The sequence below is a fragment of the Candidatus Eisenbacteria bacterium genome (assembly GCA_035577985.1).
Lineage (GTDB): Bacteria > Desulfobacterota > Binatia > DP-6 > DP-6 > DATJZY01.
On sequence record DATJZY010000095.1, the window covers coordinates 1 to 14,433 of the forward strand.

At 71.2% G+C, this 14,433-nt stretch carries 15 protein-coding genes; 7 read left to right on the forward strand and 8 right to left on the reverse strand.

What is annotated here, in order from left to right; translation table 11 throughout:
• Positions 1 to 137: 137 nt before the first annotated feature.
• From fumC to VMS22_13390, 4 genes are read right to left on the reverse strand one after another with little or no spacing between them, the layout of a single operon-like run.
• A complete protein-coding gene (fumC, locus tag VMS22_13375; protein HXJ35017.1) occupies positions 138 to 1,538 on the reverse strand; it encodes a class II fumarate hydratase in 1,401 nt (466 codons plus the stop codon).
• A 44-nt stretch (positions 1,539 to 1,582) separates the two neighbouring features.
• The gene (locus tag VMS22_13380; GenBank protein ID HXJ35018.1) at positions 1,583 to 2,014 is read right to left on the reverse strand and encodes an SRPBCC family protein; all 432 of its coding nucleotides are present in this window, start codon (positions 2,012 to 2,014) and stop codon (positions 1,583 to 1,585) included.
• A gap of 12 nt (positions 2,015 to 2,026) precedes the next feature.
• Positions 2,027 to 2,761 carry a protein-tyrosine phosphatase family protein gene (locus VMS22_13385; GenBank protein ID HXJ35019.1) on the reverse strand — a complete coding sequence of 245 codons (735 nt, stop codon included), beginning with the start codon at positions 2,759 to 2,761 and terminating at the stop codon, positions 2,027 to 2,029.
• The gene (locus VMS22_13390; protein ID HXJ35020.1) at positions 2,758 to 3,948 is read right to left on the reverse strand and encodes a chromate transporter; all 1,191 of its coding nucleotides are present in this window, start codon (positions 3,946 to 3,948) and stop codon (positions 2,758 to 2,760) included. The genes VMS22_13385 and VMS22_13390 overlap by 4 nt, the downstream gene beginning before the upstream one ends.
• Before the next feature lie 101 nt (positions 3,949 to 4,049).
• Between VMS22_13390 and VMS22_13395 the strand changes: the two genes are divergently transcribed.
• Genes VMS22_13395 through VMS22_13405 form a run of 3 tightly spaced genes read left to right on the forward strand, consistent with a single transcriptional unit; the run spans position 4,050 to position 5,703 of the window.
• Positions 4,050 to 4,526: a hypothetical protein gene (locus tag VMS22_13395; protein HXJ35021.1), complete on the forward strand. Its 477-nt coding sequence runs from the start codon at positions 4,050 to 4,052 to the stop codon at positions 4,524 to 4,526.
• Positions 4,527 to 4,531: 5 nt separating this feature from the next.
• Entirely contained in the window at positions 4,532 to 5,461 is a 930-nt protein-coding gene (locus VMS22_13400; protein ID HXJ35022.1) for an alpha/beta fold hydrolase, read from the forward strand.
• Positions 5,458 to 5,703 (forward strand): hypothetical protein, encoded by a 246-nt coding sequence (locus tag VMS22_13405; protein ID HXJ35023.1) that lies wholly within the window; start codon positions 5,458 to 5,460, stop codon positions 5,701 to 5,703. Before VMS22_13400 ends, VMS22_13405 begins: the two co-directional genes overlap by 4 nt.
• Before the next feature lie 54 nt (positions 5,704 to 5,757).
• On the opposite strand, the gene VMS22_13410 is transcribed toward VMS22_13405, so the two are convergent.
• Positions 5,758 to 6,891: a hypothetical protein gene (locus tag VMS22_13410; GenBank protein ID HXJ35024.1), complete on the reverse strand. Its 1,134-nt coding sequence runs from the start codon at positions 6,889 to 6,891 to the stop codon at positions 5,758 to 5,760.
• 213 nt (positions 6,892 to 7,104) lie between these two features.
• Between VMS22_13410 and VMS22_13415 the strand changes: the two genes are divergently transcribed.
• Together VMS22_13415 and VMS22_13420 are read left to right on the forward strand one after the other, a co-directional pair.
• Positions 7,105 to 8,166, forward strand: a complete 1,062-nt coding sequence (locus VMS22_13415) for an adenylate/guanylate cyclase domain-containing protein (GenBank protein ID HXJ35025.1) — start codon at positions 7,105 to 7,107, stop codon at positions 8,164 to 8,166.
• A 56-nt stretch (positions 8,167 to 8,222) separates the two neighbouring features.
• Positions 8,223 to 8,672, forward strand: coding sequence for a hypothetical protein (locus VMS22_13420; protein HXJ35026.1), 450 nt, complete (start codon positions 8,223 to 8,225; stop codon positions 8,670 to 8,672).
• Here the strand turns inward: VMS22_13420 and VMS22_13425 are convergent, their stop codons facing one another.
• The 3 genes from VMS22_13425 to VMS22_13435 form a co-directional block, all read right to left on the reverse strand.
• Positions 8,673 to 9,077 carry an MGMT family protein gene (locus VMS22_13425; GenBank protein ID HXJ35027.1) on the reverse strand — a complete coding sequence of 135 codons (405 nt, stop codon included), beginning with the start codon at positions 9,075 to 9,077 and terminating at the stop codon, positions 8,673 to 8,675.
• A gap of 86 nt (positions 9,078 to 9,163) precedes the next feature.
• Entirely contained in the window at positions 9,164 to 10,426 is a 1,263-nt protein-coding gene (locus VMS22_13430) for a HAMP domain-containing sensor histidine kinase (GenBank protein HXJ35028.1), read from the reverse strand.
• Between the two features lie 6 nt (positions 10,427 to 10,432).
• Positions 10,433 to 11,572: a response regulator gene (locus tag VMS22_13435; GenBank protein HXJ35029.1), complete on the reverse strand. Its 1,140-nt coding sequence runs from the start codon at positions 11,570 to 11,572 to the stop codon at positions 10,433 to 10,435.
• A gap of 142 nt (positions 11,573 to 11,714) precedes the next feature.
• Between VMS22_13435 and VMS22_13440 the strand changes: the two genes are divergently transcribed.
• Together VMS22_13440 and VMS22_13445 are read left to right on the forward strand one after the other, a co-directional pair.
• Entirely contained in the window at positions 11,715 to 13,424 is a 1,710-nt protein-coding gene (locus VMS22_13440; protein ID HXJ35030.1) for a SulP family inorganic anion transporter, read from the forward strand.
• Positions 13,425 to 13,434: 10 nt separating this feature from the next.
• Positions 13,435 to 14,304 carry a hypothetical protein gene (locus VMS22_13445; GenBank protein ID HXJ35031.1) on the forward strand — a complete coding sequence of 290 codons (870 nt, stop codon included), beginning with the start codon at positions 13,435 to 13,437 and terminating at the stop codon, positions 14,302 to 14,304.
• The last annotated feature ends 129 nt before the right edge of the window (positions 14,305 to 14,433 follow it).

The following is a 14,433-nucleotide window of genomic DNA, read 5'->3' on the forward strand; positions in this document are numbered from 1 at the left end:
AGCTAAGGCACGGCCGGCAAGAGGCACGGGCTCGTGCTCAGTCTCGGTCTCGCGCCAACGGGACCTCGGTCAGCAACCCCGAGCTCCGTGCCTCCTCCCGGCGCCTGCACTCTAGCCCGGGCGACAAGACACAAGCGTCAGCTCCGCGGGCGCGTCATCTCGATCGGCACGACCAGGCGATCGAACTCCTCGGCGCTGAGGGCGCCCATCGCCAGGGCCGCTTCGCGAAGCGTCGTGCCCTCGGCGTGCGCCCGCTTGGCGATCGCCGCCGCCTTCTCGTAGCCGACGACGGGCGTGAGCGCCGTCACCAGCATGAGACTCCGCTCGAGGAGCGCCGCGATGCGGGCGCGATCGGGCTCGATGCCGGCGGCGCAGAAGCTCGTGAAGGCGCCGCACGCCTCGGCGAGCAGCGCGATGCTCTCGAGCACGCCGTGACCGATGACGGGCTTGTAGACGTTCAGCTCGAACGTCCCCTGCGAGCCGGCGAACGCCACCATGGCGTCGTTCCCGAAGACGCGCGTCGCAACCATCGTCAGGGCCTCGCACTGGGTCGGGTTGACCTTGCCCGGCATGATGCTGGACCCCGGCTCGTTCTCCGGGATCGTGATCTCTCCGATGCCCGCGCGCGGGCCCGAGGCGAGCCAGCGCACGTCGTTCGCGATCTTCATGAGCGCGCCGGCGAGCGTCCGCAGCGTCGCCGACGCGGCGACGAGCGCATCGTGCGCCGCCAGCGCGGCGAACTTGTTCTCGGCGCTGGCGAACGGGCGACCGGTCGCGGCCGCGAGCTTCGCCGCGACGCGCTCGCCGAAGCGTGGATGGGCGTTGAGCCCCGTGCCCACGGCCGTGCCGCCGATCGCGAGGGCGTGGAGCCCCGCCTCCGCATGGCGGATGCCGGCGAGCGCCTGGTCGACCTGCGCCGTCCAGCCCGAGATCTCCTGGCCGAGCGTGATCGGCGTCGCATCCTGGAGATGCGTGCGGCCGACCTTCACCACGTCCGCGAACGCGGCCGCCTTCGCCGCGAGCGTGCCGCGCAGACGCCCCAGCGCGGGATAGAGCCGTGCGTGCAGCTCCTCGACGACGGCCACGTGGAGCGCGGTGGGAATGGCGTCGTTCGACGAATGGCCCCGGTTCACGTGGTCGTTCGGGTGGACCGGCGTCTTCGAGCCGACGACGCCACCGGCGAGCTCGATGGCGCGGTTCGCGATCACCTCGTTCGCGTTCATGTTGGTCTGCGTCCCGGAGCCCGTCTGGAAGACGCCGAGCGGGAAGTGCGCGTCGAGCGTGCCGGCGATCACCTCGTCGGCCGCCCGCACGATCAGCCCGGCGATCTCGGGGGCGAGCTCGCCGAGCTCCGTGTTCGCCTCCGCCGCGCTTCGCTTGACGAGCCCCAGCGCGCGAATCGTCGCGCGACCCCAGACGAAGCGATCCTGCCCGATCGGGAAGTGCTCGAGCGCGCGCTGCGTCTGTGCGCCCCAGTAGCGGCTCGCCTCGACGCGCACCGGCCCCATGGTGTCGGTCTCGACGCGGTACTCGGCCATGACCGGAGTCTAGCACGCGCGGGCCGGACGAGCCCCCGCCGCGATCAGCGCAGCGCGGCCGCCATGCGCGCGAGGCCGGCCGAGATCTCGCGCTCGAGCGTACGCGCGAGGAGACCGCCCACGACGTCGCCGCCCGCGTACCACGGCCACTCGAAGCGGATCCGGTAGTCGAGCCGCGTGCCGGCGCCGTCCGGCTCGATGCGGATCTGCCCCAGGTGATCGCGGAACGGCGCGCCCGCGATGACGCGATAGTCCATCGCGCGCGGGGCCTCCCACGCGACCACCTCCTCGCGCACGGTGAGGCCGCGCGCCGTCACCGCCCGGACCGCCCCGAGGCCGTTGGGTGGCGGCATGCCCTGCCGCTCGACGCGGATGTCGGCGTTCATCCACCGGCCGAAGCCGGCGTGGTCGGTCATGGCCTCGAAGACGCGCTCGGGCGGGGCGTCGAAGCGCTGGTGCATCACGACTTCGGGCATGGCCCGCTTCGACTACGACATCGCGTCGTGGCGCCGCAACTGCGCGCGCTCGCCACCGGCGATCGCGCGCAAGTCCGCGGAGACCGAGTCCAGGAACACGAGGTCCGAGCGCGTCGGTGCCGCGACGGGGCGGCGAGCACGGATCAACGCGACCGCACCGTCGACGTCGCCCGCGTGGCCGCGCGCGACGAGGAGCGCCGCCGCCATCGTCGGCGCGCGGCCACGCCCCGAATCGCAGTGCACCAACACGTCGCCCTCGCACGCGATGAGCTCGCGGACCAGATCGAGGAACACGGCCGTGTCCGGAGGGTAGCCGCCGTCCAGGACCGGGAGGGAGCGATAGCCTGGGAGGTCGCGGATGGCGCGCGGCGCCGAGTACTCCGCCACGAGGTCGACGACGGTCGTCACCGAGGGTGGCAGCGTCGCGCCGTCGATTCGTCCGCCCACCCACAGACCGGGCGCGACCCGCGTCGGCCCGTCCGCGGCCCGCCAGGCACGCATCACCGCGCAGGCGATGCGGAACGCGATCACGTACGGCAAGAGGGCGAGCGCTTGCAGCGACAGCCGCCCGGCGCGCTTGCCGAGCCAGGCGGGCCGGTTGAGCAGGTAGGCGGCGCAGGCGACGGCACACGAGGCCGCCGTCCACGTCCAGAAGACACGCGCGACTCCGCCCGTGACGGCGGCGAGGATGGCCGACACCACGCCAGCGACGCCGATGCCGACGCCGACCTTGACCGGCTTCGTCACGAGGCGATGGCCCGTGTGACGACCAGACCCACGACGCCGGCCGCCACGATGACGAGCGGCTCCGACACGCCCCTCACCCGGGTGAGGACCGCGAGGGTCGCGAGACCGATCAGCGCCGTCGGCACGTCGATGATCGCGCGCCGACCGAGGACGAGCGCCGCCCCCGCGATCGCGCCCGTCGCCGCCGCCGTCACGCCGCCGACGAAGGCCTTGACGCTCGGATGGTCCACCGAGCGACGGAAGTACGTCGCCGGAATCACGACGAAGAGATAGCACGGCAGGAAGACGCCGACCGCCGCCAGCGTCGCGCCGAGGGGCCCCGCAACCAGATACCCGATGAACGCGACCGTGATCACGACGGGACCGGGCGTGATCATCGCGACCGCGACGGCGTCCAGGAACTGTCGCTCGGTGAGCCAGCGGAAGTCGTTCACCACGCCACCGTGCAGGAACGGCACGATGGCGAGCCCGCTGCCGAACACGAACGCGCCGGCCTCGGCGAAGTAGACGAGAATCGTCCACAGCGTGCGCTCGGCCGCCGTGCCGTGGAGCCCGGCGACGAGCCACGGCCACGGAACGAGAACCGCGGCGCTCGCGCGCGCGCCCGGCCAGCCCCGGAAGGCGAGCCCAACGACGCCGGCCAGCAGGAAGACCCACACGATCTCGGATTCGGTCCACGCCGTCACGAGAGCGCTCCCGGTGAAGATCCCCCACATGAGGTGATCGGAGCCGAGGCTCGTGCGGACGAGCTTCCATGCGCTGCGCCCGATGATGGCGATGACGGCGGCGCCGACGCCGTAGAAGGCGCCCTGCATCCAGGCGAGGCCGCCGTAGCGCAGGTAGAGCGCCGAGAGCGCCAGCACCATGACGAACGACGGCAGCACGAACGCCAGCGCGACGAGCGTCGCACCGAACGTGCGCGCCTTGAGCCACCCGAGGTAGATCGCGAGCTGCGCGGCCAGGGGTCCCGGCGCGAGCTGCGCCAGCGCGAGACCCTCCAGATAGTCGCGTTTCGAGAACCAGCGGCGGCGCTCGACCAGGTCGCGCTGCATGTAGCCGACGAGCGCGATCGGCCCCCCGAAGCCAAAGGTTCCGAGGCGCAGGAAGTACTCCACGAGATCGCGAAGACCGTACGCCTCGGTCGCCGGCTCGCCCGCCGCGGCCGGTGTGCCCTGGCCCACGCCCATCGCCCGCGCTCCCTATCCGACTCCGGTCCCGCGTGAAAGATCGTGTCTCACAATGCTTGACGTATGTGTCACATCCGAGTACACGCGACTACGGAGGAGGCGTGAGCCAACCCGAACGCGACCGCTCTCGAGAGGAAGCCCCTGACGCCGTCGATCTCGACCAGCGCAAGGAGCGCGTGCTCCACACCCGCGTCCCCGAGTCGCTCGACCGCCACATCAAGCGGCGGGCGAAGAGCCTCGGCATGTCGGTGTCGACCGTCGTGCGCAACGTCCTGCTGACGACCTTCGGCCTGGTCGAGGACATCGTGAACGACAGCACGGACATCGCGCTCGCGATCACCGGAGCCGAGGCATCTCCGCGCGAGCGGGGTCACGCGCGCGCGGATCGCGCCGAGGTCCTCGGCTGGCAGGAGGCCGTTCTCAACCTCAACGCCATCTGCGCCGAGTGCAACGCGATCCTCCAAAGGGGAACCCGCGCCGCCATCGGTGTACGCGATCGACCGGGGCCGCGGGCGATCCTGTGCCGGTCGTGCCTCGGCAACCTCGAGCGGGATCCCGGCCTCGCGAGCGCGAGATGACGTCGATGACCGACGCTCCGCCGCTCCGACACCTCTCGATCCACGGCCACCCGGTCGCGTTCCGCACGGCGGGCACGGGTCCGGTCGTCGTCCTCGTTCACGGCATGGCCGGAAGCTCGGAGACGTGGAAGCACGTGATCCCTGCCCTCGCGCGGCGGTTCACGATCGTCGCGCCGGATCTGCTGGGTCACGGCCGCTCGGCCAAGCCGCGCACCGAGTACTCGCTCGGCGCCCATGCGAACCTCGTCCGTGATCTGCTCGCCGCCCTCGGGCACGAGCGTGTAACGCTCGTCGGCCAATCGCTCGGGGGTGGTGTCGTGATGCAGCTCGCCTACCAGTATCCCGAACGGTGCGAGCGGCTGGTCCTCGTCTCGAGCGGCGGGCTCGGCCGCGAGGTGAGCCCGCTGCTGCGGGGCCTCAGCCTCCCGGGCGTGGAGCAGGTCTTCCCGCTCTTCTGCTCCCCCGCCCTGCGCGACGCGGGCCGGCGTGTGGCGGCGTGGCTCGGCCGCGCTGCGCTTCGCACTACGCCGACGGCCGAAGAGATCTGGCGTGCGTACGCGTCGCTCGCCGAGGACGACGCGCGGCGCGCGTTCTTCCGCACGCTGCGTGCCGTGATCGATCCGGGCGGTCAGTCGGTGACCGCGAACGACCGGCTCTATCTGGCCGCCCGCGTACCCACGCTGATCGTCTGGGGACGGGAGGACGCCCTCATCCCCGTACACCACGGCATCGCCGCGCACGAGGCCATCCCGGGGAGCCGCCTCGAGATCTTCGACGACGCGGGCCACTTCCCGCACTGCGAGGCCCCGGCACGCTTCGTCGGCACGCTGGTGGACTTCATCGACACCACGCGGCCCGCGCTCACGTCCGAGCACGAATGGCGCCAGCTGCTGCGAGGACCGAGCATCACCCAGGCAGAAGGAGAATCGCCATGAGCGAAGCGCGAGGAATCGCCGCCACCCTCCACGACACGATCGACGAGGTCACCTCGACCGTCGAAGGCATCCACAAGTCCGTCGCGGAGCTCCCGCTCGACGTGCTCGCCGAGATCACGCCGCTGAAGCACACCTTCGAGGAGCTGAAGGTGACGCAGAACAACACGATCGAGGCCGTCTACGGACTGATCCGCAAGGTGAACGACCGCGTACGCCGCCTCACGACCGGCGACGACGAGTAGCTGTCCCCGCGTGGGCGCGCGGAAGGCGATCCTCGTTCCGCGCGCCCGTGGTCGTCAGGGGCAGTGGCAGGTGCCGTCGCACAGACCGGGACAGGCGCCGTCGTCCGTCCCGTCGCACTGCTCGGGGCCTTCGACGACATTGTTGCCACAGACCGCGCACAGACAATCGTTGTCGATGCAGGCGCCGGGGCACGCGGCGTCGTCGACGCCGTCGCACTGCTCGGCGGGCAAGTTCACGAGGCCGTCGCCGCAGTACGGGCACTGGCACTGCAGGGGCTCTCCCGGCGCGGGGCAGGTTCCCTCGAAGCAGTCGCTCGAGGCCTCGCAGTCCTCGACCGGATGCTCGATGACGCCGTTGCCGCAGGTCGTGCACGTGCACTGGAACGAGCAGCCCTCGGTGCACGAGCCGACGTTCGGTCGATCGCAGGCTTCGCCCGGATCGATCGCGCCGTCGCCGCAGTACGGGCAGAGACACGGGAGCCCGTTCGCGCCGCAGAGCCCCGGGCAGGCGGCGTCGTTCGAGACGTCGCAGGTCTCGAACGGCGTCTGGATCACACCGTCACCGCAGGTCGCCGTCCCGCTCGGGCACGTCCCTTCCGACTGGGGGTGGGAGACCCTGAACAGGCGATTGTCGTTGCGGATGATCGACCCGCCGGCCGTGCCGCCGAAGTTCGTGCAGTACGTGCCGCCGCCGCCGAGCGTGACGACGATGCCCGCGTAGGTGCCCGGGTTGGGCGCCGCGATGTCGAGCGGAACGTACTTTCCGGCGAGGGTCGCCGCCAGCTTGAAGGTGCCGGGCGACGTCTTCTGCGCGATGGTGAAGGTCGTCACCGGCGAGACGAACCCGAGGCGCCTTATCTCGCGGTACTTCCACGCGACGGCCGGCACGGTCGGATCGCTCGGCGAGCGGCGCCACCGCTCGCCCGGCGGCAGGGCGATCGTCTGCGTCGTCGACGTCGCGCCGTTGACGATGATCTGCACGGTTGCGCCGTTGGTCATGGGGTCGCCCGTGAGGGTGTCGAGGCTGTCGGCCTCGGTCGACTTGAGGGTGATCTTCCGCGTGATCGGGAACCCCGGCTTCTCGGCGAGCGAGAACTTGTTGCCGAGGATCGTCTGCTGGCCGCTTGCCGGGAGCACCGTCCAGACGAGAACGGCCGTCATGGTCGCGACTCTCGCGATGGCGTGCATGGGGACCTCCTGCCCTTTCGGGCGACCCACGATCGTATGACCGCGCTGTACGGTCCCGCACTCCACCGCGTCAAGGGCAATTTCGCGAGTCCCGCGTTTTCAGCAGCATACGCCGTAGCGGGCCGCTGCAGGTCAATGAAATGAAGGTGACGTCCCGCTTCGAGCCGCGGCGGTGGTTGCCTCACACCACGCCTCCGCTACCCTTTCAGGACCATGACCCCCGAGGTGAGCCGCACGCGGACCCTCGCCGATTCGTTCGAGAGCGCATGGGACGCGCTGGTCCTCGGCGCCGTCCGCGCGATCGTCGATGCCGTCCGCTACCAGCCGCAGCACACGGCCCTGGTCCTGGCGTGCGGAGCGAGCCAGCCCGAGGTCCCCCAGCCGGTCGTGCGCTGGTGGGCCGACGTTCGTGTGAGCCCCACCTTTCTCGAGCTCTCCGGCCTGCCGCACGCGCTCGTGCGGCGCATCGCCGCGGTCGCCGACCACTGGCTCGGCCCGACGGGGTCGGCCGTCGTGCGCTGGCTCTCGGGCGCGACGGCGGCGGCGACCGACCGCGTGACGGCGCACCCCATCGAGCGCTCGCTGCGTGCGCGCGCCCATCCAGGGCTGCTGGTTCCCCACCCGCACGACGCCGCGGTCGTCGCGGTCGACATGCGCGGCTTCTCGAACCTCACGCGCGAGCTCAGCGACACGCAGTACCTGAGCGAGCTCATCGGCGAGTACCTGACCGAGCTGACGCGCGTCATCGAGCGCCACGGCGGGGTCGTGTTCCAGTACACGGGCGACGGGCTCCTCGCCGTCTTCCTGCCGGAGCTCGCGGGTCTCACGCCGGCGGCGCTCCTCGACATGACGGTCCACCAGGTGTGTCCGGCGCTGCACCAGTCGTTCGACGCCCTCTATGAGCGCTGGCAGAGCGACTGGAAGCGCGAGCGTCGCGCCGCCGTCCGCATCGGTCTGGGCGTCGGTCTCAGCTTCGGCGCCGCGACGATCGGCTTCATCGGCCCTGCGGGCAAGAAGCAGATCGGCGTCATTGGCGAGCCGGTGAACGTCGCCGCCTATCTCTGCTCGCAGGCGCGTGCCGGGTCGGCGCTGGTCGATCGCGCCTCGTTCGCGCGCGCGGGCGCCGAGCCGCCGCAGGCGAAGGTGGCCCGCCTGCGATCGAAGAAGCCACACCAGCGGATCGAGACGATCTGTCTGTACTTCCGCGGCGGTCGGCAGCCCACCGCGGTCGAGCGGCTGCGCGAGCGCGTGAGCCTTCACCCCCGTCCGATCTGACGACGGGCGGCCGTCGATCCTTGACGAGCCGGTCGCCGACGTAATAGGCGCGCCGCATGACGATTCGTGTGGCGTGTCTCCTGGCCCTCCTCTGCGTGACCGCTCGGCTGGCACGCGCGGAGGAGTGGAAAGTGAACGACGCGGGCGAGTGCGTGCAGGTCTGGTCGGCGAGCTCGCTCGCCCGCGGACCGCTCGCCATGGTGAACTCCCTGACGCTGCCGCCCCGCCAGCTCATCGGCGGCGGGAAGGCCGGCGCCGAGGACACGTCGGGTGCCAGCGTAGGCGGCTACCTGCGCGTTCCGGCCCTGGCGCTGATCGGCCTCTGCACCGGCACCGTCGAAACGGTGCTGGTCCTGTGCGGGGGGATCGGCGATCTCCTCACCGGGGGCTACTTCACGCTCGTCCCCGCCGACATGGTCACGCCCAGCCTCGAACCGATGACGCCGCGGTTCCTCCAGGCCCCATCGCAGCCGCCGGCGACCGATCCCTGCGGCCGCAAGCGCTGATCAGAGCTCGGTGCGCAGTCGCGTCGTCAACTCGCGCCGCGGTCCGGCCCAGCGCACCTTGGCGAGGTCGACGTGGCCGCGCCGATCGAAGCGCACGCCCTCGCGCTCGAGCAGGTCGCGCTGCACCGACGCGGAGAGCCCGTCGCGGTGTGTGCACCGGCCGGACGCCGCGATCACCCGCTGCCACGGCACCGTGCCGAGGAGGCCGCCGCGTAGCGCGGCCAGCGCGGTGCCGACCGCGCGTGCAGCGCGCGGCTGGCCGAGGATCGCCGCGACCTGCCCGTAGGTCACGACCTTCCCGCGCGGCACGCGACAGACGAGGCGATAGACGAGTCGGCGGAAAGGCGGCGGCCGATGCGAGGTCGCGGCGCCGCGCGCGCGGGATCGGCGGCCGGGTGTTCTCATCGTGCCGCGCCGGGGTTGCACTGCCGCCCATGTGCAGCGCGGGGGACGGCGTTGCAAGGTGCCGTCGTCCGTCGCCCTCGGGGCTGCTACCCCGTGCGCCGCTGCGACGGTTGGCCGAGCTCGACGCTCTCCGGCAGCGTCACCGTGAACATCGTCCCGCCGCTGTGGCGGCTCTCGAGCGTGATCGTCCCGCCGTGCACCTCGGCGGCGCGCTTCGTGATGGCGAGCCCGAGGCCCGTGCCCGGAATCGAGCGCACGTTCCCGCCACGTCCGAACGCCTCGAACACCTTCGCCTGATCCTCGGGCTTGATCCCGATGCCTTCGTCGGCGACGCGGATCTGGACGTCGGCCTCGCCGATCATGATGTCGACGTCGATCTTGCCCCCGTCGGGCGAGTACTTGACGGCGTTGACGACGAGGTTCGACAGGATCTCCCGCGTGAGCGAGGCGTCGAGCTGGGGCAGGCGCGCGGCGCCGCGGATCGTGAGCCCGATCTCGCGCTCGCCGAGGTTCGCCTTGACGTCGCGAACGACCTCCCGTCCCAGTGCCCGCAGATCGACCGGCCCGCGCTCGCACTTGACCTTGCCCGTATCGACGCGGCTGAACGTGAGGGCGTTGTGCAGCAGCTTGGTCATCTCCTGCACGGCCTCCTCGATCTTCGTCAGACGATCCTGCTGCAGCGCCGAGCTCATGCGGCCGCTGTAGAGCTTCAAGGCCTCGGCCGCGGTCTGGATGACCGAGAGCGGCGTGCGGAACTCGTGCGAGGCCTGGCCGATGAAGTGCGCGTTCATCTCGCGGTCCCGCAGCAGCTCGCGCCGGTGCTGCCTGCGCAGCTCGTCGAAGGCGGCGCCGATCCGCTCGACCGTCGCGACGGGATCCGAGGCTTGCTGCGATCCGCTGCCGGTGCGCCGCTCCTCGGGAGACTGCGCCGCCGGCACCGCCGCGCTCGCGCGCGTCGCGAGCGTCGCCAGCGCCTCCTGGGTGCGGGCGACGAAGCGCTGGTGCTCGACGCGCTCGGCACTGCGCTGCCGATCGAGCTCGACCGTTCCAACGAACGAGCAGGTCGAGCCGAGCACGAGCGCGACCAGCCCGGAGAGGGTCGCGGACGGATCGCCGGCGGGCGCGAGCCACGCGAAGCCGGCGATGCCGATCGCCGCGACGATGCTCTGTACGCGCCACCCCCACCCGAAGACGGTCGGCGCGAGCACGAGCAGACCCACCGCCACCGCGGTCGGTATGACGGGCCCCGCGAGCGGAACCGCCCAGCCCGCCGCCGCGACGAGCGCGACCAGGAAGGACGCCGCAGGAGCGTGGCTCGTCGGCGCGCGATCGTCGCCCTTCTGCCCCATTGCGGTTCAGTTCGCGTTCGGGCCCGGGGCGCGACGCGACGCTGCGGCCGCCACACTCGGCAACGGTAGCGACACCGTCACGGTCGTCCCGCCGCCGACGGTGCTCTCGATGGTCATCGCTCCGCCCCAGATGGTCGCGACGCCCTTCACGATGCTGAGCCCGAGCCCCAGCCCCTGCTGCTCGCGGACGCTCCGCTCGAACTGCACGAAGCCACCGATCCCGGCGATCTGATCCGCGGTCATGCCCTGCCCGGCATCGGACACGCGCAGGATGGCGGACGCGCCCTCCGACGCGGTCGAGATGCGGACCTGGGTGTGCGGCGGGGAGAACTTGAGGGCGTTGTCCACCAGCTCGTCGACGATCTTCTCGACGTAGGCGCGATTGACCGAGGTCGACGACTCCCGGAGGTCGAGCACCAGATCGGCGTCGCGGCCGTACGCCGCCGCCTTCGCGCGCGCATGGACGGACACGACCTCGTTCACGCGGGTCGGTGTGCGGATGCCCTGCGTCGCGACGTCGCCGCGCCCATTGCGCAGGAGCTCGAGCTGAATGTAGAGGAGCGCGTTCTCGGACATGCGGTTGAGGCGCTGTCCCGCGCCGAGGATCTGCTGCGCGAGCGACGCGACGTCCTGCTGCGGCACGGCAGCTTTGGAGTCGGCGAGCATCTCGGCGTAGCCCATGATGAGCGCGAGCGGTGTGCGCAGCTCGTGCGGCAGGACCTGGGCGACGTGCTCGCGGAGCTGCTCGAGCTTCGCCTCGGACTGCCGCTCGACCCGCGCGTGCTTCTCGAAGGCGGCGGTGACGCCCCGGAGCAGGTCGCCGATCTTGAACGGCTTCATGATGTAGTCGTCCGCGCCGAGCTCCATGCCCCGCCGCATGTCCTGCCGCTCCTCGCGGGCGGTCAGGATGATCACCGGCAGCGCCTCGATCTCGGGATCGGCGCGGATCGCCTTCAGGGTCTCGAAGCCGTCCATCTCGGGCATCATGAGATCGCAGATGACGAGGTCCGGGCGCACCTCCTTGATGCGCTCGAGCCCGATCCGTCCGTTCTCGGCCGTGGCGACCGCGTAGCCTTCGATCTCGAGGACGACGGAGATCTCCTCCCGCAGGCTGTCGTTGTCTTCGATGACGAGGATGCGCTTCATGACACGCCGGACATCCGGCCCCGAACGGCCTATCGGCACCCGCCGCCGATTCCTTGAGGGGCCGGCGTCAACGGACATTCGAGGCGGCGATCCCAAGGCCGCCTTGACGGGCTCGATTTTTCGGAGCCACAAGCCGTCTCCGATGGCCGAGGCGAATCCCGCGCGCGTCGTACCGTCTTTCGGCCCGCTGGGTTGGCTCGCTTCCTACGATTCGGCCTGGCTCGCCGGGGACTTGGTCGCCGGCGTCACCCTGGCCGCCTATGCCGTGCCGCAGGCCCTCGCCTACGCGACCCTCGCCGGCCTCGCGCCCGTGGTCGGCGTCTACGGGTACATGCTGGGGGGACTCGGATACGCCGCGCTCGGCTCCTCGCGGCATCTCGCCGTCGGGCCCACGTCGGCGATCTCGCTCCTCGTGGGGGTCACCGTGGCGCCTATGGCGGCGGGCGATCCGGAGCGGTTCGCCCAGATCGCGGCGCTCGTGGCGCTGGTCGTCACGGGGCTCGCGGTGGTGGCCTGGGCGCTCCGCCTCAGCACGCTCACGAGCTTCGTCAGCGACACGATCCTGCTCGGCTTCAAGGCCGGCGCGGGCATCAGCATCGCGGCCACACAGCTGCCGAGCGCGCTCGGCGTCCGCGGCGGGGGGGACAATTTCTTCGCGCGCATCGGAATGATCGCGCAGCAGCTCGGCGACACGAACCTCGTGGTGCTGGCCGTGACGATGACGGCGCTCGTCCTGCTCCTCACGGGCGAGCGGCTGCTGCCGGGGCGGCCCGTGGCCCTCGCCGTGGTGGCGCTCTCGATCGTCGCGACCGTCGCCCTCGGCCTCGCCGACCGCGGCGTCACGACCGTGGGAGCGATTCCCCCCGGCCTGCCGACCATCAGGCTGCCGGGAATCCGCCTCAGCGACGTCGACGGCGTCGTGCCGCTCGCCGCCGCCTGCCTTCTGCTCGGCTACGTCGAAGGCGTGTCGGCGGCGCGCGCGCTCGCCAGCAAGCACGGCTACGAAGTGGACGTCCGCCAGGAGCTCCTCGGCGTGGGCGGCGCGAACTTGCTGGCCGCGCTCGGCCATGGCTATCCCGTCGCCGGAGGCCTCTCGCAATCCGCGGTGAACGAGAAGGCCGGCGCGAAATCGCCCCTGGCCCTGGTCGTGGCGGCGGCGACGCTCGCGCTGGCCCTCGTCTTCCTCACCGACCTGCTCCGCAACCTGCCGAAGGCGGTGCTCGCCGCAATCGTCTTCGTCGCGGTGAAGGGGCTCATCGACGCGCCCGAGATCGCGCGCCTGCGGCGCGTGAGCCGGCTCGAGTTCCGGGTCGCGATGATCGCGCTCGTCGGTGTCCTCCTACTCGGCGTCTTGAAGGGCGTTCTCGTCGCCGTGGTCGCTTCGATCCTGCTTCTGCTGCATCGTGCGGCCTTTCCGCACGTGGCGATGCTGGGGCGCATCCCGAACACGAGCCGCTTCTCCGATCTCGAGCGCAATCCCGACAACGAGCCGACGCCGGGCATCCTGCCCTTCCGAGTCGAAGCGTCGCTCATGTACTTCAACATCGACCACGTGCTGCGCGAAGTCCTGCGGCACGTGGACGCGCAACCGCAGCCGGTGCGTCTGGTGGTCTGCGATCTCTCGACCTCGCCGTACGTGGATCTCGCCGGCGCGCGCATGCTGGAGCGGCTGTCCGCCGAGCTGGCGGCGCGTGGCGCGACGCTCCGCCTCGCCGAGGCGCGGTCGACCGTTCGTGACGTCCTGCGCCTCGAGGGCGTCGACGCGACGGCAGGCCCGATCTCGCGGCGCATCTCGGTGGCGGACGTCGTCGCGGCGTTCCAGCGTGGCGATGACGCGCGGCAACCAGGCTAGGACGAGCCGGTTGCAATCGACGCTGCCTCTCGCGCTGCTGGCGCTGTGGCTGTCGTGTGTGCCGCCGCCGGCGTTCGCACAGGACGAGACGTCCGAGGCCGAGGCCGAGCCCAGTGCCGCCCAGCTCGCCGACGAGTTTTCCGATCCGCTGACGACGCTCCCGCAGCTCTTCGTGAAGGACGCGTACACGCCCGCCGTCTATGGGACGCCGGGTTGGATCAATCGCGTGATCGCGCGCCTGATCGTGCCGCGCCTTCCCCGCTACTCGCTGTTCCCGTTCGTCCAGCTCGTCCGGCCGAGCTTCTCGCTCGTCACGGTGCCCGACGGGCGAGGCGGCGAGCGCACCGCGTTCGGCGACCTGCAGCTCTTCGATCTCGCGGTCATCCCGTGGCCCGGCAAGGAGAGCGGCCTCGCGATGGGCTTCGGACCGATCTTCGTCTTCCCCACCGCGACCGACCGCCTCGCCGGCCAGGGGGCCTGGCAGCTCGGGCCCGCCTTCGGGCTGATCTACAAGGGCTTCCCGGGATGGCTCCTCGGATGCCTCATCCAGGATCCCATCTCGTTCGCGTACACGTCGCACGATCGGAAGCCCGTGGGCACCCTCCTCTTCCAGCCGATCGTGCTGAAACACATCTGGCGCGGACTGTACGCCAAATCCGGCGACTCGACATGGACGCTCGACTGGCGCGACGGCTCCTCGGCGACCGTGCCCCTCAGCTTCGGGATCGGCTACGTGATCGTCCGGCCGGGGTCCCCACCCGTGAACCTCTTCGTGAGCGGCGAGTGGATGGCGTATCGGCACGAGGCTCCGGTCGCGCCGCAGACGACCGTGTACTTCGGCGTGACCGTCGCCTTCCCGGAGTGGAGACCCTGGAGGTAGGCGGCGCCACGGCGAGCCGGCGCGCGATTGTCGGCGCAGGGGTCTTGTCGTAGAGGTCGCATCCCATGGTCGACATGCCGGCGCGCGACGCCGTCTCCTGGCCGACGGCGGAGGAGCTGGCGGTGAAGA

What these genes read in the sequence shown, in the direction of transcription:
- VMS22_13440 (HXJ35030.1), top strand. Translation starts at nt 11,715, where the DNA reads ATGGCCGAGGCGAATCCCGCGCGCGTCGTACCGTCTTTCGGCCCGCTG.
- VMS22_13430 (HXJ35028.1), bottom strand. Translation starts at nt 10,426, where the DNA reads ATGGGGCAGAAGGGCGACGATCGCGCGCCGACGAGCCACGCTCCTGCG.
- VMS22_13435 (HXJ35029.1), bottom strand. Translation starts at nt 11,572, where the DNA reads ATGAAGCGCATCCTCGTCATCGAAGACAACGACAGCCTGCGGGAGGAG.
- VMS22_13425 (HXJ35027.1), bottom strand. Translation starts at nt 9,077, where the DNA reads ATGAGAACACCCGGCCGCCGATCCCGCGCGCGCGGCGCCGCGACCTCG.
- VMS22_13400 (HXJ35022.1), top strand. Translation starts at nt 4,532, where the DNA reads ATGACCGACGCTCCGCCGCTCCGACACCTCTCGATCCACGGCCACCCG.
- VMS22_13420 (HXJ35026.1), top strand. Translation starts at nt 8,223, where the DNA reads ATGACGATTCGTGTGGCGTGTCTCCTGGCCCTCCTCTGCGTGACCGCT.
- VMS22_13410 (HXJ35024.1), bottom strand. Translation starts at nt 6,891, where the DNA reads ATGCACGCCATCGCGAGAGTCGCGACCATGACGGCCGTTCTCGTCTGG.
- VMS22_13415 (HXJ35025.1), top strand. Translation starts at nt 7,105, where the DNA reads ATGACCCCCGAGGTGAGCCGCACGCGGACCCTCGCCGATTCGTTCGAG.
- VMS22_13390 (HXJ35020.1), bottom strand. Translation starts at nt 3,948, where the DNA reads ATGGGCGTGGGCCAGGGCACACCGGCCGCGGCGGGCGAGCCGGCGACC.
- fumC (HXJ35017.1), bottom strand. Translation starts at nt 1,538, where the DNA reads ATGGCCGAGTACCGCGTCGAGACCGACACCATGGGGCCGGTGCGCGTC.
- VMS22_13380 (HXJ35018.1), bottom strand. Translation starts at nt 2,014, where the DNA reads ATGCCCGAAGTCGTGATGCACCAGCGCTTCGACGCCCCGCCCGAGCGC.
- VMS22_13405 (HXJ35023.1), top strand. Translation starts at nt 5,458, where the DNA reads ATGAGCGAAGCGCGAGGAATCGCCGCCACCCTCCACGACACGATCGAC.